We start from the raw sequence: 24,575 nt of genomic DNA, 5'->3' as shown, positions 1-24,575 counted from the left end.
GGTCAGCTCAGCACTTCGACGAGCGCGGTGTCGGACTGGCCGACCATGAATTCCTGTACGGCTTCGAGGTGGCGGCGCCAATGCCGTTGCGCGGCAGCGCCGTCACGGTCCAGCAGCAGTTTGGCCAGCTTGCGGTAGGCGGCTTGCGCCTTCTCATTCGCCACACGTTCGAACCCCGGCGGATGCGCCGCGATGAACTGGGCGTTATGGGTGTCGAGGATGTCGAACAGCATGCGACCGAGCACCGCGAGCGTCGTGCAGCCCGCGTTCTCCACCACCCCGATGTGGAAGCGCAGGCTGTAGGCGGCGAACGCCGCCTCGTCGTCGATGAGCCCGTCGCCCTCGCCGGCCAACAGCTCGAGCGCACGCACCGGGCCCTTTGCGCGGGCGGCGGCGAGCATGCCGACCGCCGACACCTCCAGTTCGGTGCGCGCGCGGTAGACGTCGCTCAGCGGCGTGCCCTGGTACTGCAGCAGGGTGCCGGTGTAGCGCGCGGCCGTCGAACCGTCGGGTTCGAGCACCCGGGCCCCGCCGCGCGGGCCCCGCACGACGGTCAGAATCGACTCCCCCTCGAGAATTCGGAACGCCTCCCGCAGAGTCGGGCGGGATACCCCGAACTCCGCCATCAGCGCGGTCTCGCTGGGCAATTGCTCGCCGGGCGCCAGTTCACCGGTCACGACGCGCCGGCGCAGATCGGCGGCGATCAGCGCGCTCGCCTTCGGGACGGTCACCGCCGTCGTGCGTCGCACCATATCGATAGATGATATAACGCAAAGCGCGTTTTAGCTGCTCAGCCGCCGATCCGCGCGGCGGTCTCGCGGATGTGTTTCCGCCACAGCGCCTCGGCGGCCTCGGCGTCCCCGCGCTCGATCAGATCGACGACCTTGCGATGGGTGCGCGAACCCGCCACGAACGCCGGGCCGTGCACAGCGGGTCTGGTCGCGCTCAGGTACCGGCTCGTCGCCGTGTCGATGAGCGTGCGGATCATCTCGCACAGCACCCGCAACGTCGCGTTGCCCGCGCATTCGACGATCAGGCGGTGGAAGTCGTTCTCAAGGCTCAGCAGCCGCTGCGGATCGTCGAGCGCCTCGGATTCCTCGGCCACTGCTGCCCGCAGCCGACGCACCTGTTCGGCCGACCGCGACCGCGCGAGCATCGCCACGCACGGCCCCTCCAGCGCGGCTGCGGCCTCGAACAGATCTGCGGTGTCGGCGCCCCGGTATTCGAGGACGGTCGCGGCATAACCCGCGGCGGTCTCGACCGTCGGCACGCTGACATGGATCCCGCCGCGGGGCCCGCGCCGCACCGTCACCAATGACTCGGACTCCAGAATTCGAATCGCCTGCCGCAGCGTGGGTTTCGAAACTCGCAGAGCGGCCAGCAGGTCAGCTTCGGACGGGAGGGACTCGCCCTCGCGCAGCTCCCCCAGAATGATCTGGCGGCGCAGGCTCGCCGCGGCGACCTCAGCCGCCTTGCGGGCCGGGTTCTGGTCGCGCACCGGTGCCGTCATCGCTCAACGATAACGGTGGGTGATCAGACCTTGGTGGCACCCATGTCCAGCGTCAATTGTGTCCCGGTGACCGCCCGCGACAGGTCGGAGGCCAGGTACACCACCGCGTCGGAGATGTCGCCGGGTTCGGCCAACGGGACCGCCGGCAGAACGCTGCCGAACGACATCACATAGGACGGGTGTTCGGTGAGCATGGTGGCCGTCGTCGGGTCTTCGGCCATCGGCGTCGCAACGCCCCAGGGGTGGATCGAATTCACCCGGATCCCATACTCCCCGAGTTCGATAGCCGCACTCTTGGTCAGGCCCACCACGCCGTGTTTGGCGGCGCTGTAGTGCGCCTGCCCGGGCAGCGACTTGATCCCCGCCACCGAGCTCACGGTGATGATCGAACCGCCGTTGCCAGCCTTGATCATCTGCGGGACAGCGGCTTTCATCGTTCGCCAGACGCCGTTGAGGTTGACGTCGACCAGCGTGAGCCACTGCTCGTCGGGCATCTCCCAGAACCGGCCCCAGTTGCAGATCCCGGCATTGGCGACCACGACATCGAGCCGGTCACCGAACTCGGGCACGGCCTCGGCGAGCACGCCGGCGAGCGCGTCGGGATCGCGGACGTCGGCGATGCGCGCGATGATCGACCCGCCTTCGGCTTCGACCAGCCGCACGGTTTCCGCCAAATCGTCGGCGGTGGCCGGCGGATAGGTGTTCGCCTCCGCGGCCGGGCCCGCGATGTCGATCGCGATGATCGAGGCCCCCTCGCGCGCCAGCCGCACGGCGTGACTGCGCCCCTGACCGCGGGCGGCGCCGGTGACGAACGCGACCCGGCCATCCAGCAACGCGCTCATCGGGCGGCCTTCGCGTCGAGTTCGGACAACCATTTCTCGTGCCGCTCGAAGTGGTCGGGCGGTCGGCGGACCATGATCGCCTCGGCTTCGGCGAGCACCGCCTCGCTGCCGGCGAGCACGAGTTCGGCGCTGACGAACACCCGTCGCCCCTCGCGTCCGGTGACCCGGGCCCGGCCGATGATCGGCCGCTCGATGGGCACCGGCTTGACGAATTTGACCTGCAGCGTGCCGGTGACCGCGAACTCCTGGCGCAGCAGCAGCGCGTGCCCGACCATCTCGTCGAGAATGCCCGCAGTCCAACCGCCGTGGGCGACGCTGATGCCGCCCTCCTGGTCACGCGGACACGTGATCTCACTGACCACGACCCCGTCGTCACCGAGGGTTTCGCGGTGCAGTCCGAGCCGACAGCGCGACAACTTCTGGCAGGAACCACAGAGCACCACACCGGTCGGCGAGAGCACCGCACGCAGGGCGGGGTCGGGGTTGTCGGGGTGAACCGTCCCGAGAGTTTCTGCCGCCCGGATTTCGTTGCCCATGCTCACTCCCAAGTGTTACGGTGCCAGGGATCACATTACAGCGTAAGGTTGCCCGGGTCGTTTCCGGGCGAAACCGGACGGAGAGGCGGAGCAATGACCGAACATGAGGGCCGGCTGTTCATCGACGGCGAGTTCCGGGAAGCGAAGTCCGGTCGCCGGTACGACGTGTTCAACCCCGCCGACGAGTCGGTGGTGGCCACCGCCGCCGACGCCGGCGTGGAAGACGTCGCCGACGCGATCGCCGCCGCACGCCGGACCGCAGACGAGACCGATTGGGGCACCAGCCGCGAATTCCGCCGGCGCTGCCTTGAGCAGTTGCAGGACGGCCTGCGCAAAGAAATCGAAGACGTCCGCGCGCTGGTAACCGCCGAGGCCGGGGTCTGCACGTCGGTCATCAACAGCCACGTCGACGTCATGGTCGACGGGATGGACTTCTTCAACGACCTGATCACCTCGTTCCAGTGGGAAGAGGATCTGCCTCCCTACGAGATGCTCGGATTCACCAGCAACCGCCGGATCCGCTACGAGCCCTACGGCGTGGTCGGGGCGATCACCCCGTGGAACGCACCGTTCATGACCGCGATCTGGAAGGTCCACCACGCCCTGGCGACCGGCAACACCGTCGTGCTCAAGAGCGCACCGGACACCCCGCTGACCGCCGCCCGGTTGGCGCAGATCGCCGCGAACCACACTGACATCCCCGCCGGCGTGATCAACACGATCAGCTCCGAGGACAAGGCGATCGCAGGTGATGCGATGACCGCCGACCCGCGCATCGACCTGTACCACTTCACCGGCTCGCCCGGGGTCGGTCAGCGCATCGCCGAGCGCGCCGCCAACGGGATCCGGCACGTCGTGCTGGAGTTGGGCGGCAAGTCCGCCAACGTCCTGCTGCCTGACGCCGACCTCGACATGGCACCGGGCATCGGGGTGGCGATGTGCATGTCGAGCAGTGGGCAGGGTTGCGCGCTGGCGACCCGGATGGTGGTGCATGCCGACATCTATGACGAGGTGCTGCAGCGGCTCGAGATGATCGTCGGCAACCTTCCGTGGGGCGATCCCACCGATCCGGGCAACCTGGTCGGCCCGATCATCCGCCAGGAGCAGCTCGAGCGGGTCGAAGGTCTGGTCGACCGTGCCCGCGACGCCGGCGCGCGGGTGCTGTGCGGTGGTAAGCGCGGTGACCGGGGCAAGGGATTCTGGTACGAGCCGACGGTCGTCGCCGATGTCGACGAAAACGCCGAGATCGCGCAGTACGAGGTATTCGGTCCGGTGCTCACCGTGGTCAAGTACGACGGCGACGACGACGAAGCGGTGCGCGTGGCCAACAACTCCCGCTACGGCCTGTCGGCGTACGTGCAGTCCCGCGACGAGGAGCGCGCCTGGCGGGTCGCGCACAAGTTGCGGGCGGGCACGGTGAACATCAACAACTCGTTCTACCTGTCCCCCGACGCGCCGTTCAGCGGGTGGGGCATCAGCGGCGACGGTGTCGAGCACGGTGTCGCGGGATTCCGCGAATACCTGCGGACCAAGTCGATCGCCAGCCCGGCCAAGGTTTGAGGTTGAGCGAAACCAACGGCGGCGACCCCGCGCCCGGCGCGGTACTGCGGATCGAACCGCGCTGGACGGACCTGGATCCGCTGGGCCACGTCACCAACAGCACGTTTCTGGTGTACGCCGAGGAAGCGCGCGCCCGGTATCTGCGCGCGCTGCTACCGGATGCGTGGCGGTCGATCGTCGTTGTGCACAACGCGGTTGATTACCACGCACCGGTGTTCGAGACTGACGTCGTCGAGGTGGCGTCGTCGCTCGAGCGCGTCGGCACCTCGTCGCTGACCACGATCAACGAGATGAGCACCGCCCGTGGCCGCTGCGCGACCGTGCGCACCGTCCAGGTTGTGCTGACCGGGGACAGTTCGAGTTCGCGTCCGTGGACCGAGTCCGAACTCGCCGCGCTGAACCACACTGTCGCGAAGGGAGCTTGATATGTCCGACTTCGATTACATCATCGTCGGGGCGGGATCCTCGGGTTGTGTTCTGGCCAACCGGCTCTCGGCGGATCCGCGGATTTCGGTCCTGCTCATCGAGTCCGGCGGCAAGGACCGCAGCCCGTTGATACGGATCCCCAAGGGGTTCGGCAAGATCCTCGGCGACGACAAGCTCACCTGGCACTTCCCGGTGCGGCCGATCGGCCCGTCGAACAACGTCGAGGAGTGGGTCCGCGGCCGGACCCTCGGCGGCTCCAGCGCGGTCAACGGCATGGTGTACAACCGCGGCAGTCGCGCCGATTACGACGCGATGGAGTCACTCGGGAACCCCGGTTGGGGCTGGGACACCATCCTGCCGATCTTCCGCAAGATCGAGAACCATTCACTGGGTGCGGATGCGACGCGCGGCGCCGGCGGGCCGCTCGACGTATCCGTCGGTCCGCTGGTCGAAGTGAGTCGCGAGTTCGTCGACGCGGCCCGCGGCCTGGGTTGGGCGGTGACCGACGACCTCAATGCCACCGACGACCAGCGCATCGGCCCGGCGGTGCGCACCATCAAGAACGGCCGTCGGGTCAGCGCCGCGCACGCGTTCCTGCGGCCCGTGCAGAACCGCCCGAACCTGACCATCGCGGTCAACACCACCGTCGAGCGGATCGTGTTCGAGGGCGACAAGGCCGTGGGCGTGCAGGCCAGGACCGGCAAAGGTCGCGCCACGTACACCGCGCGTCGCGAGACCATCCTCTCGTTGGGCAGCATCGCGACGCCGAAACTGTTGCAGCTCTCCGGAATCGGAGATGGCAGCGAGCTGCGCAGGCTCGGCATCGAGGTCCGGGTGGACAGCCCGAACGTCGGCAGACGCATGCGTGAACACCGCTGCGTGTCACTGCAGTACCGACTCAACCGCAACGTCGGCTACAACAAGAAGCTCGCCACGGCCGCCCAGCAGGCACTGACCGGTATCCAGTACCTGGCCACCCGCAAGGGGCCGCTGGCCGGCGGCGCCTACGACGTCGTCGGGTTCTTCAAGACCTCACCTGAACTGGATCGCCCGGACGCGCAGTTGTTGATGGCGCCGTTCTCGGCCGCGCCGTTCGAGCCCGGCAAGGAACTCGGACTCGAACGCGAACCCGGCATGCAGGCGATCGGGTACGTGCTGCGCCCCGACAGCGAGGGTCATGTCACGATCACGTCGGCCGACCCCGATGCCCCGCTCGACATCGACCCGAATTTCCTCACCAGCGACCACGACCGCAGGGTCGTCTCGGCGCTGTTCCGGACGATGCGGCATCTGTTCGAGCAGTCGCCGATCGCCGACCTGATCGTGGCCGAGACCCGGCCCGGTTCCGCGGTGCAGTCAGAGCAGGAAATCGTCGACGCCGCACTGGATCACGGCTACTGCGGATACCACGCAGTCGGCACGTGCGCGATGGGGCCGTCCGACGACGACGTCGTGGACCCGTCGCTGCGGGTCCGCGGCGTGGACGGTCTGCGCGTGATGGACTGTTCGGTGATGCCGACGATGGTCTCGGGCAACCTCAATGGGCCCGCGATGGCGATGGCCTGGCACGCGGCGGACCTGATCCTGTCCGGCGCCTGAGCGCCGACTGTGAACTGGTTGCGAGATTTCGGCCGAAATTTCGCCACAGTTTCACGCTCGGGGTCAGGGGCGGCTCCAGCGCTTGACTTCGACGATCAGTTCGCGCAGATCCTGTTCCGACGGCGCAACGCGTCCGGGCAGCTGAAAGGTCTGCGCCAGCAGCGCTCCGACGAAACCGCGGACAAGCCAGGAGATGTCACCGTCGCGCACCTGTCCTGATGTCTGCGCGGACTTGAACGCCGCGACCAGCGCGCGCGACATCGGCAGCAGCACGTGTTGCTGCAGGGCCTCGTAGACCTCGGGATGCTGGGGCGCGTCGGCGGTGACCCGCAACTGCAGGTCCAGCGCTCCGGAAGCCAACCCGTCGATGAACTTTCGTCCCAGCTCGGTGAGGTCGCGTTCGAGATCACCGGTGGGTTCGAACTCCAACTCGTCGATCGCACCCATCGCGTCGTGCAGGAGCTCATCGGCGCCCGCCCATCGGGCGGTGACCGCCTTGCGGGTCACACCGGCCCGGCGCGCCACCTGCCGGATGCTGAAACCGTCGACGCCGGCGGCCGTGAGTTCGTCGCGGGCCGCGTCGAGAATGCGCCCGGTGAGCGCTTCGTCGCGCGGACGCCCTGGCCGCTTGGCGCTCTCACCGGTCACCGCCGAAGCATGGCATCTCTTGACTTCCGTGCCAACCGAACTCACACTTAGGGGACCATTGTGGACCCCTAATTGAGGAGCGTCGGATGACACCGGACTACAACCCGTTCAGCCGCGACGTCCTCGAAGACCCGTTCAGCGCCTACGCGCAGATGCGCGAGACCTGCCCGGTGCACAGGTTCGAGGGCCACGAGCCACCGTTCTACACGGCGTTCACCTACGAAGCCGTGGTGGAGATCGTGATGAACCGCGACGACTGGACGGCGCGCTACGGGATCTCCCCGCAGTTCCAGCGGGGCGTCGGATTCAACACCGACGGACCTGAACACCTCAAGTTCCGCCGCGCCGTGATGGCCGGCCTGACCCCGCGCAACATCGAGGCGCTGGTCCCCGAGATCACCGCTGAGGTCGACGAACTGGTCGACGGCATGCGCGCGCACGGTCCGGGCGACTTCCAGGATTTGTTCGCCGGCCCGCTGCCCATCGCGGTCTTCATCAAGCTGCTCGGCGTCAGCGGCGACCCGAAACGGTTCCAGGCGCTTGCCGATCCGCTGATGACCGAGGGGATGAACAGCACCGATATCAGCGGATTCCGCCGCATCGTCGCGGAACTCGACGACTACTGGGCCGAGCAGTTGGCGCCGCGCCGCGAAGCATTGGCCAAGGTCGACGAGCCGGGTCCGCAGCACCTCGGCACCGTGGTGCCCGACGACCTGATGTCGACGCTCCTGGTGTTCCGCACCGAGGACGGTCGCCCGCTGAACGACTTCGAGATCTCCAATTCGCTGATGAACCTGCTGCTGGCCGGGGCGGAGACGACAACGTCGCTACTGACCAACGTCGTGTGGCGGTTGCTGGAGGATCCGGGCCGCTGGGCCGAACTGGTTGCCGACCGCAGCCTCATCGACCGCGCGATCGAAGAGAGCCTGCGGTTCGACGCGCCGGTGCTCGGGATGTTCCGGACCAGCCTGCACGAGGTGGAGCTCGCCGGCGTGCCGATCCCCGCGAAGTCGAAGATCCACGCGAATTACGGTGCGGCGAACCGTGATCCAGCGGTGTTCGAATGTCCCGACGAGTTCCGTCTGGACCGGCCGCAGGAGCAATTGCGCAAGCACATCGCGTTCGGTCGCGGCGCGCACGTGTGCCCCGGCGCGCAGCTGTCGCGGCTGGAGGCGAACATCGCGCTGACCGCCCTGCTCGACGCGTTCCCCGGCCTGCGTCTCGAGAATTCCGGTACCCGCATCGACCCGTTCAACTTCTGGGGTCGCAAGACGCTGCCGGTGAGTTGGTGACGGCGCGCCGAATGTGAAGTGGTGGCGAGTTTTCGGCCGGAAACTCGCCACCGCTTCACGTTGGGCGTCAGGTCCAGACGGCAGGCGGGCTCAGCGGCAAGACCCGGCCCGCCAACCCCTCGGGTTTGCCGATCGTCTTCGGCAGCAGTGTCCGCCGCGCGAAGCGCCATCCGTCCGCGGTCCGCACGCATTCGTCGTCGTACACGCCGAGGAATTGGATCGGCCGGCTGTCGGACCGGCGGCGCGCCCACTCGGTGATCGGGAACCGCGCCCGTGCGGTGTCGCCGTCGACGGTGACCATCCCCTGGTGCACGGTCTGGAACACGAACTCCAGATCCGCGCAGGTCCGCTCGATGGTCTCGGTGACCGCTGCCCGACCTATTGCGGGTTCGGTTGTCGGCGAGTGCAGTTCGCCGTCCACAGCGTAGGTCTGGCAGGCTTCGGCGATCTCGCCGCGCGACACCGCCTCGGCGTACGCGACGGCGAGGTGGGTGATCGCGACGACGTCGCACGCTTCCTGCGCCGACCTCGGCTCCCGCGGCAGCATCAGCTTTGCGGAACGACGGCGTTGAGCTCCTCGAACTTGGCGATGTCGGCTTCGCTGTAGCCGAGCTCGGCAAGGATGGCCCGGTTGTGCTCGCCGCGCTGGCACGGCGGTGCGACGCGCCCCGGCGTCTCGGAGAACGTGACCGGCGGCGCGGCACGGACCATTTCACCGAATACCGGGTGGTCGAACGCCACGGTGAGCCCGGTTTCGCGCAGCACGGGGTCGAACACCGTGAAGATCGGCTGGCCCATGAGATTCGCCTCGACGCACCCGACACCCGCGGCCGTCAACTCCTTTTCCCATTCGCCGGCGGGGCGTTCGGCGAACTTCGCCGCGAGCAGCGTCTCCAGTTCGTCGTTGTTGGCCTTGCGCGCCTCCGCCGTTGCGAACCGCGCGTCGGTCTCCAGTTCCGGCAAGCCGAACGTCCGTACCAGGGTGGCGAACTCCGCGTCGGTCTTCACCGCCAGACACACCCAGCCCTCGGCGGCCTGATACACCCGGTCCAGCGCGCTGGTCCCGTAGTACTCGCTGTCGCACAGCGGGGTCGCCGGCTTGCCGTCGTATGTGCAGAAGTCGTCGGCGTACGCCCACGCGTTGCCGCCGATCATCGACGTTCGCATGAACTGCCCGGTGCCGGTGCGGCGCTGGTGGTAGATCCCCAGCGACAGAGCCGCGAGCACCGCGAGCGCGGCGTTGCTGTCGCCGTCGACCATCATGTTCAGTCGCGGAAGCACCACCGCCTGCAGCTCCATCACCGAGAAACCCTCGCTCTGCGCGGGATCCACCCAGTAGCCGACCTGCCTGCCGAAGCTGCCCGCAACAGTCTGCGCGGCCTGCGCGTAGAGGGCGCGTTTGGCGTACGGCCCATCGGTCCCGTAACCCGCGGCGTGCACATACAGCAGCCGGGGATTGAGCGCGGAGAGCTCCTCGTACCCCAGGCCCAGCCTCTCGGCCACGCCGGTGCGGAAGCTGTTGACGAACACGTCGGCCTTGGCGATGACCTGCTGCGCGATGGCCCGGCCCTCGGGCGTGCGCAGATTCAGCGACAGGCTCTCCTTCGCCGCGGTGGTCTTGTTGGTGGCCACCTCCGGACCGAACGAGTTGCGGTGCGGATCGCCGTTGCCGTCCTCGATCTTGATGACTCGCGCGCCCAGCGCGGCCAGCATCGCGGTGCCGTACGGCATCGCATAGAAGGACCCGAACTCGACGACCGTGACACCTTCGAACGGGTGCTTCGGGGCCGCACCGCCCCCGGTGGGAAACTCGTGGACGGCAAGCGGACCCGCGTTGTCACCGAGTGCGGGCGCCGAGCGTTGCGGACCGATCGGCGTCTTCTCGAAGTGGCCGACGGGACCGACCTGACGGATGGTGCCCAGTACAGGGTCCTCCACACTCACCACGTCACCGTTGTGCGCGATCTGCGGGTGCTTCATGCCCTCTTCGCTGGTGACCGCGACCTCGAACGCGACGTCGGGGCTGGCCTGCAGCAACGGCAGCCAGTGATCGAAATCCTTGGCGCGGAAGGCTTCCAGCAGGAGGTCTTCCCACTCCTGGGCGTCGTCGGCGTTGGCGAAGGTCGGCAGCCCCTTGAACTTCGGGTCGTCGAGGACGTGGGCGATTCCGGCCACCTCGCACAATGCGCGGCCCTGGTGCGGCAGCATCGTGGAGGTCTGGATGAATCGGCCGTCCCTGGTCACCAGCAGCACACCGAAGCGGCTGGCCGATGTCGCCGCGCGGGCGTCGCCGCTGGGCTTCTCACCGCGCTTGGCCATCACCTGCACGACGGTCGCCACAAAGTAGTCGATCGGGTCCAGGCCGGCGAACAGCGTCGAATCGAGGGCCTGTCCGCGCCCGGTGCTCTCACGGACGAGCAGCGCCCCGAGAATCCCGGCCGCCGATTGCATACCGGCGCCGAAACTCGCCCACGGGACCGGGAACATGATCGGCCCCTCGCGGTGCCCGAACGCTCCGCGCGCCCACAGCCCCGCCTTCGCCGCGATCAACGAGTCGTAGCCCTTCAACGCCGAATAGGGACCCGTTTTACCGAATCCCGTGATGCTGCAATGGATCAGCGCCGGATTGAGAGCGCGCAGATCGTCGGCTCCGATGCCCCACGCCGAGGTGGTACCCGGCGCGAACCCCTCGATGACGACATCGGCCTTGGCCGCCAGATCGCGGACCGTCTGCTGCCCCTCGGGGGTCCGCAGGTCGGCCACCAAGCTCTCCTTGCCGCGGTTCCAGACCAAGAATCCGCTCGGATTGTCGCTGCGCAGCCGATCGCCCTCGGGTGGCTCGATCTTCAGCACCCGGGCACCGGCGTCGGCAAGCACCACGCCGGCGATGGCGGCCGCGGCACTACCCGCACCGAGTTCGAGCACATTCAGTCCGCCGCAGATCGGCTCCATGCAGGCCTCCTCGCCATCCGTGATCGCCCGGCAATTTTACAGCATAAAGTTACGACGGTCACACCGACGGCTAATACTGGCGCATCCGTACCGACGTGGCCGCGATCAGCCGGTCACCGCGACCCGCGTCGCGCAATTCGACACGGCAGCCGACGGAGTCGCCCTCTATCGCGGAGTAGACCGGTGTTGCGATGAACGGGCCCACTCGTCCGGGCGCGACCACCGTCATCGCCAGGTGCTCCACCACGAGCTCGTCGCTGCCCAGCGCGGCGGCCGCACAGTCCAGTGCCACCGCCTCGGTGATGACCAGCATCGGTCCGTGATGCAGCCATTCGACTCCGACTTCGAGCGGCAGGCGCGGAATCTCCATCGAAGCCTCGCCCCGCCGCCGGCCCGAATAGGCGTGCCACAGAGGCGGTCTGCCGACCCAACTCACATCCGGCGGGCCGGGCTGCGGAAAGCAGAACCGGTGCGGTGAGTGGCCGAGCACCGACCAGTTCGCGGTGCCGAAGCCCAGGTGACGGGAGGGGTCGTCCGCGTCGAAGATCCGCGCCTCGGTGAACAGTTGCGAGCGCATCTCGGTGGTGACCCGGCCCGCGAGGTACGCGCGTCGCGTGTCGATCGCACAGTCGACGATGTCGAGGTCGACCTGCGTCACCGCGTGCACCCGCATCGACTCCACGTTGACAGTCGCCGCGTCGAGCATCGCGATGGCCAACGGCGCGGCAAGCACCGCGCCCACGGGTGTGCGCAGATCATCGCGCAGCACAAGCTCGTTGGCCGCCCGCGTCGAGTCCACGGCCTGGGGCCGCGAACCCAGGTAGGCGTAGCTCATCAGCACGCCGCGGGTGGGCGCCCAGTCGCTCTGCGGGTCCGGGCGGGACTGGTGCGTGGCGGGAGCGTCCGTCACGTCGCCGCGGGGGTGTCTTCCAGTTTCGGCACGTCGAACAGCTCCTCGAACGTTCCGCGCAGCACCCGGTTCTTGATCCGCGGATCGACCGAGTCGAACAGCCCGTGCAGCGTCTCCTGGGTGTGGCCGTAGGTGCCCTCCAGGTGCGGGTAGTCGTCACCCCACAGCACGTTGTTGTATCCGGTGTCCTCGATGATCTGCACGGCGCTGATGTCGTGCTGGAACGACGCGTAGACCTGCTGGCGCACGATTTCGCTCGGGAGCCGATTCAGCCTGGGCCGCACGAACATCCCGTGCTGCCGGTACGCCTCGTCCATCCGGTCACCGATGGCCGGTACCCAGCCGGCACCGCCCTCGGCGATCAGCACCTTCAGATCCGGGTGCCGGTCGAGCGCGCCGCTGGCGACGAGATGCGACACGACCCGCATGCCCGGGTACGTCGTCTCCATGTAGTTGACCACCGCACCGCCGGGACCCCGGTACACGACGGTGTCACCGCCGGTGCCGATGTGGTAGGCCAACACCATGTTCGCGGCGTCGGCCGCCGCCCACAGCGGCTCCCAGATGTCGAGCCCCCACTGCCGGTCGTCGGGCATCGTGCACGGCAGGAACACCGACTGAAAGCCTTGTTCGGCAGCCCATTCCACCTCGGCCGCGGCGTCGGTCGGTTCGACCAGCGGGACGATACAGGGGGTGAAAATCCGCTTCTGCCAGGACATCACCTCTTCCAGCGACCACTGGTTCCACGCGCGGGCAGCCGCGCGGGCGAGCTCGGCGTCGGTGATGTTGACGGTCCAGAAGCCGGTCGACGGGAAGGCCAGCTGGCACTGCACGCCCTCGCGGTCGAGGTCCTGCAACCGGATCGCGATGTCGGAGGCACCCGGCGGACGCATCGCGTCCATGAAGTCGTTGAGCTGGCGGCTCAGCTGCTTGCCGTCGACGTAGACGATCTCGTACTTCTCACCCCGCTCGGTGCGCGGTGCCCGGTCGGCCAGCCGCTTGGGCAGCCGCGAGGTCCACAGGTCCTCGGGCTCCATTGCGTGCGAGTCGCCGGAATGCGCCCAGATCTTCTCGCGTTCGGCGGTCTCGGGTGCGATCTCGGTTGCCTGCGTCATGCTCGAGGGCTCCTTCGGGTTCGACGTCACCTGCGAATCTGGTATTGACCTTACACTGTAACGTTGAAGTTGGAAACGGGATTGGCGAAGAACGAGGGAAGGTCGTCGAATGAGCACCGGAACTGCCGCAGAAACTGGGCTGACCACGCGTTTTGCCGAGGCGCTCACCGCGGACACGCTGTCGGCGCTGATGCGTTCGACCTGGACGTGGGACGATCGCGCACTACGGCGGGACCTGAGCGCGCTGCTGGTGAAGGCCGCCGCGAGCAATGCGGCCACCGCCGACGACGCGGTTCAGAAGGCGCTGCGGGCCGACGCGCTACAGGAGGGATCCCGGTTCGTGTCCGCCGTACTGGGTCCGCACCTGGTCGCCGATGGGGGCAGCCCTCTGCGAGCTCATTTCCTCGCTGCCGCAAGTGATCCGACACCGTTCGATCGGCTGGCCGACGAGGCGCGGGCCCAGATCCGCCCCCGCGTCACCGAGTACCTGCAGGCCTGCGCCACCGCCGACGACGCCGACGAGCCCTCGCCCACTGGCGGACCGAGCGACCTCGGCTCGGCGATGCGCGCCTTCGGGCGCTCCGACGGGGCGTCTGCGCTGCGCGGCAACATCGCACTGGCGCTGCAGACGCTGCGCACGATCCGCGGCGATGGCGCCGAGCTCGCCGCAAAGATCGAACGCGGTCAGCTGCGGGCCACGTTGGCCGCCGCCGAGAAGTCCGGGTCGTGGGATCCCGCTCTGGTCAAGACCCGGGCGGTACCCGAGACCGCGGGCTGGAAGCTGACCGGGGCCAAGCACTTCGTGCAGGACGCCGCCGACGCCGGCGTCCTGCTCGTCGTGGCGCGCTCGGTGGCCGGCCCGTCGCTGTTCGCCGTCGACGCCGACGCGTCGGGAGTCCAGGTCACCGCGGTGGAAACCATTGATCCCGGCCGGCCGCTGTTCACCGTCGAGCTCGACGACACCCCCGCCACGCTGCTGGGGCGAGAGGGCCAGGGCGGGCTGCTGATGCGGCGCTCGATCGACCTGGCCATGACCGCACTGGCCGGTGAGCAGCTCGGCATGCTCGAGCGGGCGATCGGCATCCTGGCGCATCACCAGCACGACTGGCCGGGTGACGAACTCGTCCAGACCGTCCTCGATCACGCAGCTGCCCTCGCACTGTGGACAGCCGCGCTCGCCCCGGACGCCGGCGAGGAAGTCGCGACCATGGCCCACATCGCGTGCTCGGACGCGTCCGTGCGGGCCGCCCGATTGGCCGCCGGACTCACCGGCGACGACGAAGCCAGGAGCCTGTGGCGGCGGGCCCTGTCGGCCAGCCTTCTGCTCGGTGGGCCCGCGGTCTACTACGAGCGGCTGCTCGATCGCCTGGGGATCTAAGACCGCCCGTCTTTCGTCGCCGTCCTCTAGCATGATCGAGTCATATGCCGAGAGGACGGAGTGGGCTGATCGCGCCGAAGCAGGCCGCCGCGGACTCGGCGTCGGGTACCGCCAAGCGGGGTAAGCCACCGACGCTTACCGAGGAGCAGATCGTCGACGCGGCGCTGAACATCATCCGCGCCGAAGGTCTCGACGCGCTGTCGATGCGCCGGCTGTCGCGCGAACTCGGCCGCTCGGCGATGGCCCCGTACTGGTATGTCAACGACAAGCGCGAACTGCTCGACCTCGTCACCCGCAAGCTCCTCTCGGAAGTCAAACTGCCCGAGCCGGATTCGGGTCCATGGGAGGACCGACTGCGCGAGGTGGTCACCGGGATCGACGCGCGACTGCACGATCACCCGGGCATCGCCGCGGTGATGCTCGAACGGATGCAGAACACCGACCGGCGGCTGATGAACGGGATCATGGAGATCCTGCTCGACGCGGGTTTCGAAGGGGCGGACGTGTTTCTGTCGTACGCGATGATCCACACCTACCTGTTCGGCCGCTACCAGGTGGTCGGAGTCGACACTCCAGACCCGGCCAAAGGTCTGCCGGGTGACCTGGAGGACACGTTGCAACGTCTGATCCCCCACCTGACCAAGCTGCGCGGACGCGACTTCTTCAACTACGGCGTCGACACGATCATCGCTGGACTGCAGGCCCAGCTTGCGGCGAAGAAGCGTCCACGCCGGCGTCGCTGACGGCCGCGAACCACGTAACAAGCCTGTCCCACAGCTTCTTTCGGGTCGAGGCGAAGTTGTGCATGTGCGCCATGCGTTCGCAGACGAACAGGGTGATGTCGGTCGAGGCGCGGTAGGCCGACGGTTCGCGGTGCGGTTCAGGTGCGGTGTCGCGCTCACCGAGACCGATGAACACCGGCACCGACAGCTCGGCGGCCTCGGCGCTGATGTAGCCCGGTGACAGCATCGCGACCACGCAGACCGGCACGCTCTTGCTGCCGAACGGCGGCGCCGTCTGGCGCAACGGGTAGCCGCCTGCGGTGTCGGCCTCGACGATGTCGGCAGGCACGTCCTCGTAGTGGAACGGGTAGAGGAATTCCGGGATCGCGGCCGCCGACGCAGACAGGGACAGCGAGTCGGGCCCGTCGTCGCGGGTGTAGTGGAAACTCTCCACGTACTGCGCATCCTCGGCGCTGCGCTGCGGCAACACGGTGTGAATTCCGCTGTAGCCGAGCACCGCGACGGCGTCGTACGTGCGGTGCCGTGCCGCCATGATGACGGTGACGCCGCCGCCCATCGACTGCCCCATCCCGATGCGGGCACCGACGTCGACAGCCGGATACCCCTCGACCAGCGTGCCGTCCCGTAGCCTTCGCGAGATCTCCTGCACGGCAGCGTCATCGGCCGCTGCGATGTCCTCGATGCGAACCGTGTCGGCGACCTCCGCAGTGCTGTCCCCCGCCCCGAGATGGTCGATGGCCACCATGATCAGCCCGCGCTCGACATGGTGGGCGGCCTGACTGTAGCCGTCGTGCCCGTCGAAGTGCATGTCGTAGTAGCCGCGGGAGTACCCGCCACCCGGTAGCGCGAACACCACCGGTTGTCGAGGGCGGAGACGTTCGGGGGCCGGCAGGTACGCCGTCGCCGCGATGGACAGCGGACAGTCGAGGGCACACGCCTCGGTGACGTCGACGGTGACGTCGGCGCGCCGCATGTCAGCTCGCCGTGAAGGTCACCGGGAGCTTGGTCACGGTGCGGACCGAGACATTGTCGTAGACAAGGTCTTCGGGCGCCGGCACCTGGTAGTCCGGAATCCGGTTGAGGATCTCCTCGAGCGCAACCCGCAGCTCCATCCGTGCCAGGTGCGAGCCCAGGCACCGGTGGGTACCGCTGGCGAACACCATGTTCGGCGCGCGACCGCGGTTGAAGTCGACCTCGAGGGGATTGTCGTAGTGGGTGGGGTCGACGTTGGCCGCGGCCCAGATCGCGTGGATCGCCTCACCGGCCTTGATCACCAGGCCGTCGCCGAGGTCGATGTCCGCGGTGGCGTGCCGCTGGCCTGCGGGCACCGGCGACTCGTACCGGAGGATCTCCTCGATGGCGGCCGGCAACAGCGAGCGATCGGCAATCAGGCGGTCCCGCGCCTCCGGGTTCTGCCCCAGCCACGCGAAGATGCACGACAGCGACGAGGTGATCGTGTCGAGGCCGGCGAACATCAGCAGGAACATGATGTTGAGCAGGTCGAGCTCCTCGATCGGCTTACCGTCGACCTCCGAGCGCAACAAAATACCGATGACGTCGTTCTTCTGTTCGGTGTCCTTGCGCCGTTCGGCGAGATAGTTCACGAAGTACTCGAGCAGTTTGCCGCCGGCCACCGCCATGTTGGCCTCGATCTCCTCGACCGTGTCACCCTCCGGGTGGATGACACCGTTCTTGAAATCGAGAAAGAAATCGAGGTCCTCGATCGGCGCGCCGACCAGCCGCAGGAACGTCAGCGACGGCAGCGGCTCACAGAACTCGTCGTGCAGTTCCGCGTGTCCGCGCGAGGCGAACTTGTCGATGAGTTCGCCTGCCAGCGTCCGGATCTGCTCCTCCAGCGGCGCCATCTGCTTGGGGCCGAAGAGCGGGTCGAGCAGTTTGCGCCACTTCTTGTGGTCCTCACCGTCGATCTCGAGCGGGATCAACGGGTTGTCATTACCGAAGCTACCGCCCTGGCCGCCATTGCCGAGGATCGCCGGGTGCCGATTGACCCTGATGATGTCGTCGAAGCGGTAAAGGGTCACCACTCCATTGACCCGCTCGGCGCGGACCTTGCCCGCCTTCTCGCTGTAGAACGCCTGCGGGCTCGCCATCGACTTGACGTACTGGGCGATGGGGGCGAGTCGCGGGTCGAACTTCGTTGCTTGCGTCATCAGTCCTCGTTCTCCGGGCCGTTGCTGGGGGCTGCTGGCCACCCGACCTTACACTGTAACGTGATGTGAGGCACAGGGGAACACCTCATCGGTTCAAGTCGGATCGAATCTCGTCGGGCAGGGCGCCGGAGGTGATGTCGTCGGACTGGCCCAGATCAGTCGGAAAGATGATCGAGGTGCGGGCAAACTGGCCGCCGTCGGCCGACGCGATGGTCTGGCCCGACATGTAAGCCGCCTCGTCCGACGCGAGGAACAACGCCAGGTAGGCGTTGTCCAGAAGCTGTGGCGGTCGGTCCAACCGCAACGGCATGGCTCGGTTGTCGGGGTCCCACGGCGACATCTCCTCGTACGACTTGCCGAGCACATCGGCCTCCGGTGAGAGCGCGAAGTTCACCGACATGCCGTGCGTGGGGCACAACGCGTTCGCCCGGATTCCGTACTTGCCCAATTCGAGGGCGGTCGCGCGCGTCAAGCCGTTGCCCGCGGCCTTGGACGCCGCGTACATCGGGAAACCGGGGTACGCCGCGAACGACGCCGCCGACGTGGTCGCCAGAAGCGTCCCGCCGACGTTGTTGGCGACCATCCACTTCGCCGCCGAGCGCCAGGCGAGATAGATTCCGGTCACGTTGACGGCGAAGATGTTGTTCCAGTCCTCGAGTTCGGAGTCGACGAACCCCTGCATGCCGAAACCCGGTTCCGGAATGCCGGCGTTGGCCCACATGACGTCGATCCGCCCGAACCGCTCAACGGTCCGGGCGACCAGATTCTGCATGTCCGCCTCGACGCGCACGTCCGCGTCAACGGCGATCGCTTCGCCGCCGGCGTCGTTGATCAGCTGAGCGGCGGCATCCGCGCGCCCGGGTACCACGTCGCTGACCACAAGTCTCGCGCCGTGTTCGGCGAACAGTTGGGCCGCCCGGCGGCCCAGGCCTGAGCCGGATCCGGTGATCGCAATGATCTTGTCGGCGAGGCGCATTGGCGCTCCTTTCACTCCCGCATGCGCTGGAGTCGTTGGTTGGTGCGGGCGAGCCAGGCGTCGTAGTCGGTGGCTTTGCGCAGGAACGAATCCCCCACCCGCGGATGCGGCAGCGCCAGAAAGCGGCCGGTTTGCGCCGCGTCGAGCGCCTGGCGTGCGCAGTCTTCGGGTTCGACGACCTCCCCCAGCGCGCTGAGGTCCGGTCGTCCGGCGGCGCCGTCGTGCTCGTCGTCCTCGTCGTCCTCGTTGCGCCCGAGCATGCCGGTGTTGACCGCGTTCGGGCACAGGCAGGTGACCTGGATACCGCGGTGCCCGTAGTTGAGCGCGACCCATTCGGCGAATCCGAGCGCACCGTGTTTGGTGAGCGTGTAGCCCATGAACGACGGTCCGGTGATCAGCGCGGCCGAGGAGATCGTCTGGATCAGCCAGCCTGCACCGCGGTCGAGCATTCCGGGCAGCACCGCCTGGGCCGCCCAGACGTGGCTGAGCAGGTTCACGTCGACGATGCGACGCAGGTCCTCCGCGGACACCTGGAGCCCGTCCCCGGTGTCGGAGAAGCCGGCGTTGGAGCAGAACACCGCCACCGGCCCGAAGGCGTCCTCGGCGCTGGCGACCAGGTCGTTGACCGCGTCCTGGGAACCGACGTCACAGGCCGCCGCGATCCCACCCACGCGCGCCGCGACCTTTTGCGCGCGTTCGACGTTGAGGTCAGCGACCACCACCCGCGCGCCGCGTGCGGTCAGTTCTTCGGCCAGGGCGCGGCCGATCCCGTGTCCCCCTCCCGTCACGACCGCGCACCGGCCGGCGAGTTCCATCCGCGCCGCGCTCATGACAGTCCACCGTCGACAGCGAAGACCTGTCCGGTGGTGAAGCTCGCCGCGTCGCTGGCCAGATACAGTGCGGCGCCGGCGATCTCGGTAGGCTCGCCGAGGCGGCCGAGCACAGCCTTCGATGCGGCGAGGTCGCGTTCATGCTGGGGCCAGGCCTTGACGACGTCGGTGTCGACCGCGCCCGGCATGATCGCGTTGACCCGCACCGAGGGTGCCAGCGCCTGGGCGAACGACTTGGTCAGGTTGTTCATGCCCGCCTTCGCGGCGGCGTAGACGATGGCGTGTGCGGCGCCGGTCTGCGCCGAGATGGTGCTGATGTTGACCACCGCGCCGCCGCCGCTGGCGGCCATCCGTGTCCCGACGAGCGCCGTGAGCCGGAACGGGCCCTTGAGGTTGAGCGCGACGGTCTTGTCGAACAGTTCCTCGGAGATGGCGTCCACGCTGTCATACCGCGGTGATGATCCGGCGTTGTTGACCAGGATGTCGATCCGGCCGGCTTCGGCGTACGCGCGCTGCACCAGCTCGTCGCACTCGGACCAGCGGTTGACGTTCGCGGCCAGGGGGATGGCACGTCCGCCGGTTTGTTCGAGTTCGGTGGCGGTCCGCTCGCACGCGTCCGCCTTGCGGCTGACGACGATCACCTCGGCGCCGGCGTTTGCGAGCGTGTCGGCAATCGACCGCCCGATGCCGCGGGTGGCGCCGGTGATCATTGCGACGCGTCCGGTGAGGTCGAAGGGATTACTCATGAGTTCGCATCCAGTTGACGAAGGCCGGTCTCGAGGAGGTGCAGTGCCTCACCGATCCGGACGGCGGGATCGCCGCGACCTCCCGCGGCCACCCACGCATTGAATTCTGTTGCCGCCACGGCACTCATCGCCGACACGATGACCCGCGCCAGGTCACGGCCCTTCGCCCGGCGGCCGGGCAGGCGCCCAGCGACCATCTCGACGATGACGTCGTCGTTGTTGAGGCGCCTGGCGTGGGTGCGGGCCTGTAGCTCGGGGGCCTGAGCGAGGATCCGGCCGAGTTGCAGCACGCGCTCGCGGACCTGTGGCTCGACGTGAGAGGTGGCGAGGAAGGCTTCGCGCAACGCCGTCACGGGTCCTTCGTCGTGTGGGCGCGCGGCCAACGCCTCCCCCAGCCGCTCCCACAGGTGGTGCTCGTATCCGAGCAGGAGTTCGTCCTTGGTGGCGAAGTACCGGAACAAGGTGCGCTCCGAGAGTCCGGCGGCTGCGGCGATTTCACCGACCGTGACGTTGTCGAAGCCCCTCTCGGCGAACATGTTCACTGCGATGCGGCTGATCTCGTCACGCAGCAGACGGCGCCGACGTTCGGCGAGCTGTTCGGTCACCGTCGCGCACCTCGGGCGAACGCGGCCGCGCCGTGGAGGAGGTTGATCACGTACAGCCCCATATCGGTATGTTCGGGATCGACGCCGGCGTGCACCTGGCGGGCGTGCGAGCCTTCCAAGATGATCGCGAGCTTGAACAGGGCCAGCGCCTGGTAATACGGCAGGGCCGAGAGGTCACGTCCCGTGCGCTCGGCATACCGCCGAGCCATGTCGGCCCGGGACGGATATCCGTCTACGCCCCCGGCCTGTTCGGTGATGAGGGGTTCTTCGCCGGGTTCGGTCCAGCGGGCCAGGAGGTGCCCGATGTCGAGGAGCGGATCACCGATGGTGCCGGTGTCCCAGTCGACGATGGCGGCCAGCCGCGCCGGTGGGTCATGGGCCACCATCACGTTGAACGGGCTGTAGTCGCCATGGATGAGCGCGGGTGCGCTCATCGTCGGAGTGTTCGAGGTCAGCCAGTTGCACACGAAGTCCAGTTCGGGCAGATCCCTTGTCCAATAGCGCTCCAACTGCGCGAGCCATCGCGGCACCTGGCGTTCGAGGAATCCCTCCGGCTTGCCGAGCCCGTCGAGGCCACGGGTCTGCCAGTCCACCGACGCAAGGTCGGCGATGCCGTCGACGTATGCCATGGCGAGCTGCCGGCGAAGATCGGCGCTGCTGACGAAGGGTTCCGGTAGCACGAAGCCAGGTGTGAACCCGTCCACCACGCTCATGAGCATGAACGGCGCACCGAGCACGATCGTGTCTTCGCACAGCAGCACCGGCGTCGGGTGCGGAACCGCGGTGCCTTCCAGAGCAGTCAGAATTCGCCACTCGCGCAGAATGTTCGAGGCGCTGGGATCGTTCTTCACCGCGGGCGGGCGACGCAGCACCCACGCGTTGTCGCCGCGGCTGACTTTGTACAGCGCATTGGCGATTCCGGTGGCCGCGCCGATCCGTTCGGCGACCAGTGGCGTGCCGGCACCGGGCAGGCGGTCACCGATCCAGGCGTCGAGCCGGTCGACATCGACGAGCTGCGCGGTGGTCATGTCAGGCAAACTAGCGGCTGTTGACAGTGACTGTCAATCATGACAGCGTCTGTCGAATGATCGACTTCGACTTGCCTGCCGACGTGCGTGACGTGCGTGCCCGCGTGGCTGCCTTCATCGACGACGTGATCCTGCCCGCCGAGAAGGAGATCGGGACACGGCCGTTCTTCGGCCTCGTCGCCGAACTTCAGAAGGTCGCGCGCGAACGAGGACTGTGGTGCCCGTTCGTGCCGGTCGAGTACGGCGGGATGGGCCTGGGTCACCTGGCCAACGCCGTGGTGCAGGTGGAGGTGGGCCGGTCGTTCAGCCACCTCGCGGCGTGGGCGATGAACTGCATGGGCCCGCAGGACGCCACGATGTTGACGCTCATCGAGCACGGCACCGAGGAGCAGAAGCAGCGCTACCTGATCCCCCTGGTCAACGGTGACATCCGGGTGTGCTTCGCGATGACCGAACGGGCGGCGGGCGCTGACGCGACCGGGATGCAGACCGCCGCCGTGCAGAAGGGATCGTCGTGGGTGCTCAACGGCGAGAAATGGTTCACCTCAGGGGCTTCCATCTCGCAGCTGGCGCTGGTGATGGCCAAGACGGATCCCGACGCGCCCCGCCACGAGCAGTACACGACGTTCCTGGTCGAACTGCCCGACCCCGGTTTCGAGATTCTGCGCAACATTCCGGTGATGGGTGAGCACGACGGGCCGTCGTACGGTGACGAGGTCACCATGGGGCATGCGGAGGTACGGATCAACGACCTCGTGGTGCCCGACGAGAACATCCTCGGCGGCCGCGGTCGGGGGTTCGCGATGGGTCAGCACCGGCTCGGCTACGGACGGTTGCGCCACGGGATGTGGAGCATCGCCAAGGCTCAGGCCGCGCTGGACATGGCGACCGCGCGGGCGTGCGAGCGCGTGACGTTCGGCCAGCGGGTCGCCGACCGCCAGGGAGTCCAGTGGATGCTGTCCGACTGCGCCGAAAAGCTGTACATGACACGGCTGATGGTGCTGCACCTGGCGTACAAGATGGAGAAGGGCCTCGATCTGCGGGTCGAGAACTCGATCGCCAAGACCTACATCGCCAACATGCTCATCGACGTCATCGACACGGCGATGCAGATTCACGGCTCACTGGGCTACACCCACGATCTGCCGCTGGCGGCCTGGCTTTCTGAGGCGCGGATGAACCGGATCGTCGACGGACCGGACGAGGTGCACCGGTGGACGGTCGGCCGCAGTGTGGTGCGGGCGTTCGAGAAGGCCGGCACCACAGCGTCGGCGGCCGGCGGGGACCTGTTCTGACCCGCAGCAAAGGCGAGCGATTCTGAAGGAATGGAAGATGTGGCCCTCCGTCACCCCACCTCCTATTCGCGGTCGACCGGAGAGGAGGTCACCGATGTGGCGTCACCAGAAGCCCAGAAGTCGTTCCACGCCTGCGACTTCGGTAAGTTAGGCCGCCCAGCGACCGCCCACCCCTCGAAGTCGACCGCCTGCGGACGCTGCGTCACATCCGCGGCATACCAGTGCCGCTCCTTGCGGCGGGTGAAGTACCACTGCCCGTCGACTTTGCGATACGTGTCGTCGTAGCGGATCGCCATGACGATCCACTCGTCTCCCACTTCGTGCTCGGTGCGGCAGTACACGCTGCCGGTGGCATTCTCGGCGTCGACGAGGTCGATTCGATGACCGACGATCTGGTGGATCGACCGGTAGAACTGCCGGGTCATCGACGCGATCGCCTCACGCAAGGCGGCTCGACCGGTGAGGCCCCGCCCGACCTGGACATCGGGGATGAACAGGTCTACCCATGCGTCGAGATCGCGTTCATCGACGGCCATCGCATAGCGGATCGGCAGTTGCTGGATCGCCAGGGTGTCCTCGATACGGCGGAGCCGGTCCTCGATGCTGCCGGGCATCAGGCGCCACCGGTCAGCATGATCGTCTGCCCCGTGATGTAGGAGCAGTCATCGGATACCAGCGAGGCCACCGCACGCCCGATGTCGTCGTGCGGATCGCCCATGCGCCGCAGTGGAATCGCGGCGACCTGCCGCGCGAACCTGTCGGGGTGCTGCTCGCGGAACTGTTCGGCACCAGGGGACATCGCGTTGGGCACGACGACGTTCACGCGGATGTTGTCCGCGCCCCATTCACGTGCGGCCACTCGGGATAGCCCCCGTATCGCCTCCTTCGCCATCGCATACGGGCCGAACATCCGGTTGCCGTCGATCGCGGTGCTCGAGCCGAGATTGACGATCGAACCGCCTGAGCGCGCAACGAGATGCGGATAGGCAGCCTGCATCCCGTACAGGGTCGCCATCGCTCCGCTTCGGAAGCACAAGTCGACATCGTCGTCAGTGGTGTCGACGATCGGCTTCTGCACCGCGCTCTGCGCGTTGTTCACCTGGATGTCCAGTCCGCCGTAGTTGTTGACCGCGTATTCGACCGCGCGGGTCACCTCGTCGCGGTTGGTGACGTCGCACTGCACCGCGGCCGCAGTCCCACCTTCGGCGACGATCTCAGCGGCTACGTCGTCGCATTTGGACTTGGTGCGTCCTGCCAGCACGACGCGGGCGCCGTTTCGCGCCAACGCGAGTGCGATCCCGCGGCCTACGCCCTGGCCCGCACCGGTTACGAGTGCGACTTTTCCTGCCAGCCTTGACTCCATTGGTGTCGGCTCCTCCATTCACATCACGACCGAATACTTCTGTATCGCCG

25 protein-coding genes are annotated in these 24,575 nt (G+C 67.6%); 7 read left to right on the top strand and 18 right to left on the bottom strand.

Going from position 1 to position 24,575, the window contains the following annotated elements; genetic code table 11:
• Nucleotides 1-2: 2 nt before the first annotated feature.
• From BHQ18_RS21735 to BHQ18_RS21720, 4 genes are read right to left on the bottom strand one after another with little or no spacing between them, the layout of a single operon-like run.
• Nucleotides 3-752: a FadR/GntR family transcriptional regulator gene (locus BHQ18_RS21735; RefSeq protein WP_205866165.1), complete on the bottom strand. Its 750-nt coding sequence runs from the start codon at nucleotides 750-752 to the stop codon at nucleotides 3-5.
• A gap of 38 nt (nucleotides 753-790) precedes the next feature.
• Nucleotides 791-1,510, bottom strand: a complete 720-nt coding sequence (locus BHQ18_RS21730; protein WP_069415713.1) for a FadR/GntR family transcriptional regulator — start codon at nucleotides 1,508-1,510, stop codon at nucleotides 791-793.
• Between the two features lie 23 nt (nucleotides 1,511-1,533).
• The gene (locus BHQ18_RS21725; protein ID WP_069415712.1) at nucleotides 1,534-2,352 is read right to left on the bottom strand and encodes a mycofactocin-coupled SDR family oxidoreductase; all 819 of its coding nucleotides are present in this window, start codon (nucleotides 2,350-2,352) and stop codon (nucleotides 1,534-1,536) included.
• Nucleotides 2,349-2,888, bottom strand: coding sequence for a PaaI family thioesterase (locus BHQ18_RS21720; protein WP_084294235.1), 540 nt, complete (start codon nucleotides 2,886-2,888; stop codon nucleotides 2,349-2,351). The genes BHQ18_RS21725 and BHQ18_RS21720 overlap by 4 nt, the downstream gene beginning before the upstream one ends.
• A 93-nt stretch (nucleotides 2,889-2,981) precedes the next feature.
• Here BHQ18_RS21720 and BHQ18_RS21715 point away from each other — a divergent pair, with 93 nt between their 5' ends.
• The 3 genes from BHQ18_RS21715 to BHQ18_RS21705 are packed head-to-tail and all read left to right on the top strand — an operon-like array spanning nucleotide 2,982 to nucleotide 6,473.
• Nucleotides 2,982-4,448, top strand: coding sequence for an aldehyde dehydrogenase family protein (locus BHQ18_RS21715; RefSeq protein ID WP_069415711.1), 1,467 nt, complete (start codon nucleotides 2,982-2,984; stop codon nucleotides 4,446-4,448).
• A 2-nt stretch (nucleotides 4,449-4,450) separates the two neighbouring features.
• Complete coding sequence (locus tag BHQ18_RS21710) at nucleotides 4,451-4,873, top strand: acyl-CoA thioesterase (protein ID WP_205866164.1); 423 nt, start codon at nucleotides 4,451-4,453, stop codon at nucleotides 4,871-4,873.
• Nucleotide 4,874: 1 nt separating this feature from the next.
• Entirely contained in the window at nucleotides 4,875-6,473 is a 1,599-nt protein-coding gene (locus BHQ18_RS21705; RefSeq protein ID WP_069415709.1) for a GMC family oxidoreductase, read from the top strand.
• 63 nt (nucleotides 6,474-6,536) lie between these two features.
• Here BHQ18_RS21705 and BHQ18_RS21700 read toward each other — a convergent pair whose 3' ends face one another.
• Nucleotides 6,537-7,121: a TetR/AcrR family transcriptional regulator gene (locus tag BHQ18_RS21700; RefSeq protein WP_069415708.1), complete on the bottom strand. Its 585-nt coding sequence runs from the start codon at nucleotides 7,119-7,121 to the stop codon at nucleotides 6,537-6,539.
• 86 nt (nucleotides 7,122-7,207) lie between these two features.
• On the opposite strand from BHQ18_RS21700, the gene BHQ18_RS29265 reads away from it, so the two are divergent.
• A complete protein-coding gene (locus BHQ18_RS29265; RefSeq protein ID WP_084294233.1) occupies nucleotides 7,208-8,413 on the top strand; it encodes a cytochrome P450 in 1,206 nt (401 codons plus the stop codon).
• Between the two features lie 67 nt (nucleotides 8,414-8,480).
• On the opposite strand, the gene BHQ18_RS21690 is transcribed toward BHQ18_RS29265, so the two are convergent.
• The 4 genes from BHQ18_RS21690 to BHQ18_RS21675 form a co-directional block, all read right to left on the bottom strand.
• Nucleotides 8,481-8,960, bottom strand: a complete 480-nt coding sequence (locus BHQ18_RS21690) for a nuclear transport factor 2 family protein (protein ID WP_069415707.1) — start codon at nucleotides 8,958-8,960, stop codon at nucleotides 8,481-8,483.
• Nucleotides 8,960-11,365, bottom strand: a complete 2,406-nt coding sequence (locus BHQ18_RS21685) for a CaiB/BaiF CoA transferase family protein (protein WP_069415706.1) — start codon at nucleotides 11,363-11,365, stop codon at nucleotides 8,960-8,962. Before BHQ18_RS21685 ends, BHQ18_RS21690 begins: the two co-directional genes overlap by 1 nt.
• Nucleotides 11,366-11,435: 70 nt before the next feature.
• On the bottom strand, nucleotides 11,436-12,275 hold the full coding sequence (locus tag BHQ18_RS21680; protein WP_069415705.1) for a hypothetical protein: 840 nt from the start codon (nucleotides 12,273-12,275) through the stop codon (nucleotides 11,436-11,438).
• Nucleotides 12,272-13,390 carry an amidohydrolase family protein gene (locus BHQ18_RS21675; protein ID WP_069415704.1) on the bottom strand — a complete coding sequence of 373 codons (1,119 nt, stop codon included), beginning with the start codon at nucleotides 13,388-13,390 and terminating at the stop codon, nucleotides 12,272-12,274. The genes BHQ18_RS21680 and BHQ18_RS21675 overlap by 4 nt, the downstream gene beginning before the upstream one ends.
• Nucleotides 13,391-13,499: 109 nt before the next feature.
• Between BHQ18_RS21675 and BHQ18_RS21670 the strand changes: the two genes are divergently transcribed.
• Nucleotides 13,500-14,768 carry an acyl-CoA dehydrogenase family protein gene (locus BHQ18_RS21670; protein ID WP_069415703.1) on the top strand — a complete coding sequence of 423 codons (1,269 nt, stop codon included), beginning with the start codon at nucleotides 13,500-13,502 and terminating at the stop codon, nucleotides 14,766-14,768.
• A gap of 44 nt (nucleotides 14,769-14,812) precedes the next feature.
• Nucleotides 14,813-15,511: a TetR/AcrR family transcriptional regulator C-terminal domain-containing protein gene (locus tag BHQ18_RS21665; RefSeq protein ID WP_084294231.1), complete on the top strand. Its 699-nt coding sequence runs from the start codon at nucleotides 14,813-14,815 to the stop codon at nucleotides 15,509-15,511.
• On the opposite strand, the gene BHQ18_RS21660 is transcribed toward BHQ18_RS21665, so the two are convergent.
• The 7 genes from BHQ18_RS21660 to BHQ18_RS21630 form a co-directional block, all read right to left on the bottom strand.
• The gene (locus BHQ18_RS21660) at nucleotides 15,453-16,484 is read right to left on the bottom strand and encodes an alpha/beta fold hydrolase (RefSeq protein WP_069415702.1); all 1,032 of its coding nucleotides are present in this window, start codon (nucleotides 16,482-16,484) and stop codon (nucleotides 15,453-15,455) included. The two genes, BHQ18_RS21665 and BHQ18_RS21660, sit on opposite strands and share 59 nt — an antisense overlap.
• A gap of 1 nt (nucleotide 16,485) precedes the next feature.
• Nucleotides 16,486-17,682: a cytochrome P450 gene (locus BHQ18_RS21655; RefSeq protein ID WP_069415701.1), complete on the bottom strand. Its 1,197-nt coding sequence runs from the start codon at nucleotides 17,680-17,682 to the stop codon at nucleotides 16,486-16,488.
• 85 nt (nucleotides 17,683-17,767) lie between these two features.
• A complete protein-coding gene (locus BHQ18_RS21650; protein WP_069415700.1) occupies nucleotides 17,768-18,658 on the bottom strand; it encodes an SDR family NAD(P)-dependent oxidoreductase in 891 nt (296 codons plus the stop codon).
• A gap of 11 nt (nucleotides 18,659-18,669) precedes the next feature.
• Nucleotides 18,670-19,488 (bottom strand): SDR family oxidoreductase, encoded by an 819-nt coding sequence (locus tag BHQ18_RS21645; protein ID WP_234794263.1) that lies wholly within the window; start codon nucleotides 19,486-19,488, stop codon nucleotides 18,670-18,672.
• The gene (locus BHQ18_RS21640) at nucleotides 19,485-20,234 is read right to left on the bottom strand and encodes an SDR family NAD(P)-dependent oxidoreductase (RefSeq protein ID WP_069415699.1); all 750 of its coding nucleotides are present in this window, start codon (nucleotides 20,232-20,234) and stop codon (nucleotides 19,485-19,487) included. Before BHQ18_RS21640 ends, BHQ18_RS21645 begins: the two co-directional genes overlap by 4 nt.
• Nucleotides 20,231-20,839, bottom strand: coding sequence for a TetR family transcriptional regulator (locus BHQ18_RS21635; protein WP_069415698.1), 609 nt, complete (start codon nucleotides 20,837-20,839; stop codon nucleotides 20,231-20,233). Before BHQ18_RS21635 ends, BHQ18_RS21640 begins: the two co-directional genes overlap by 4 nt.
• Nucleotides 20,836-21,867 (bottom strand): phosphotransferase family protein, encoded by a 1,032-nt coding sequence (locus BHQ18_RS21630; RefSeq protein WP_069415697.1) that lies wholly within the window; start codon nucleotides 21,865-21,867, stop codon nucleotides 20,836-20,838. Before BHQ18_RS21630 ends, BHQ18_RS21635 begins: the two co-directional genes overlap by 4 nt.
• 56 nt (nucleotides 21,868-21,923) lie before the next feature.
• Between BHQ18_RS21630 and BHQ18_RS21625 the strand changes: the two genes are divergently transcribed.
• Nucleotides 21,924-23,162, top strand: a complete 1,239-nt coding sequence (locus BHQ18_RS21625) for an acyl-CoA dehydrogenase family protein (RefSeq protein WP_069415696.1) — start codon at nucleotides 21,924-21,926, stop codon at nucleotides 23,160-23,162.
• A 62-nt stretch (nucleotides 23,163-23,224) separates the two neighbouring features.
• Here the strand turns inward: BHQ18_RS21625 and BHQ18_RS21620 are convergent, their stop codons facing one another.
• A complete protein-coding gene (locus BHQ18_RS21620) occupies nucleotides 23,225-23,776 on the bottom strand; it encodes a nuclear transport factor 2 family protein (protein WP_069415695.1) in 552 nt (183 codons plus the stop codon).
• On the bottom strand, nucleotides 23,776-24,525 hold the full coding sequence (locus BHQ18_RS21615; RefSeq protein WP_069415694.1) for an SDR family NAD(P)-dependent oxidoreductase: 750 nt from the start codon (nucleotides 24,523-24,525) through the stop codon (nucleotides 23,776-23,778). Before BHQ18_RS21615 ends, BHQ18_RS21620 begins: the two co-directional genes overlap by 1 nt.
• Nucleotides 24,526-24,575 lie beyond the last annotated feature (50 nt).

The sequence above is a fragment of the Mycolicibacterium flavescens genome (assembly GCF_001722335.1).
GTDB classification, from domain to species: Bacteria; Actinomycetota; Actinomycetes; order Mycobacteriales; family Mycobacteriaceae; genus Mycobacterium; species Mycobacterium flavescens.
This window is presented reverse-complemented; position numbering and strand designations above follow the sequence as displayed.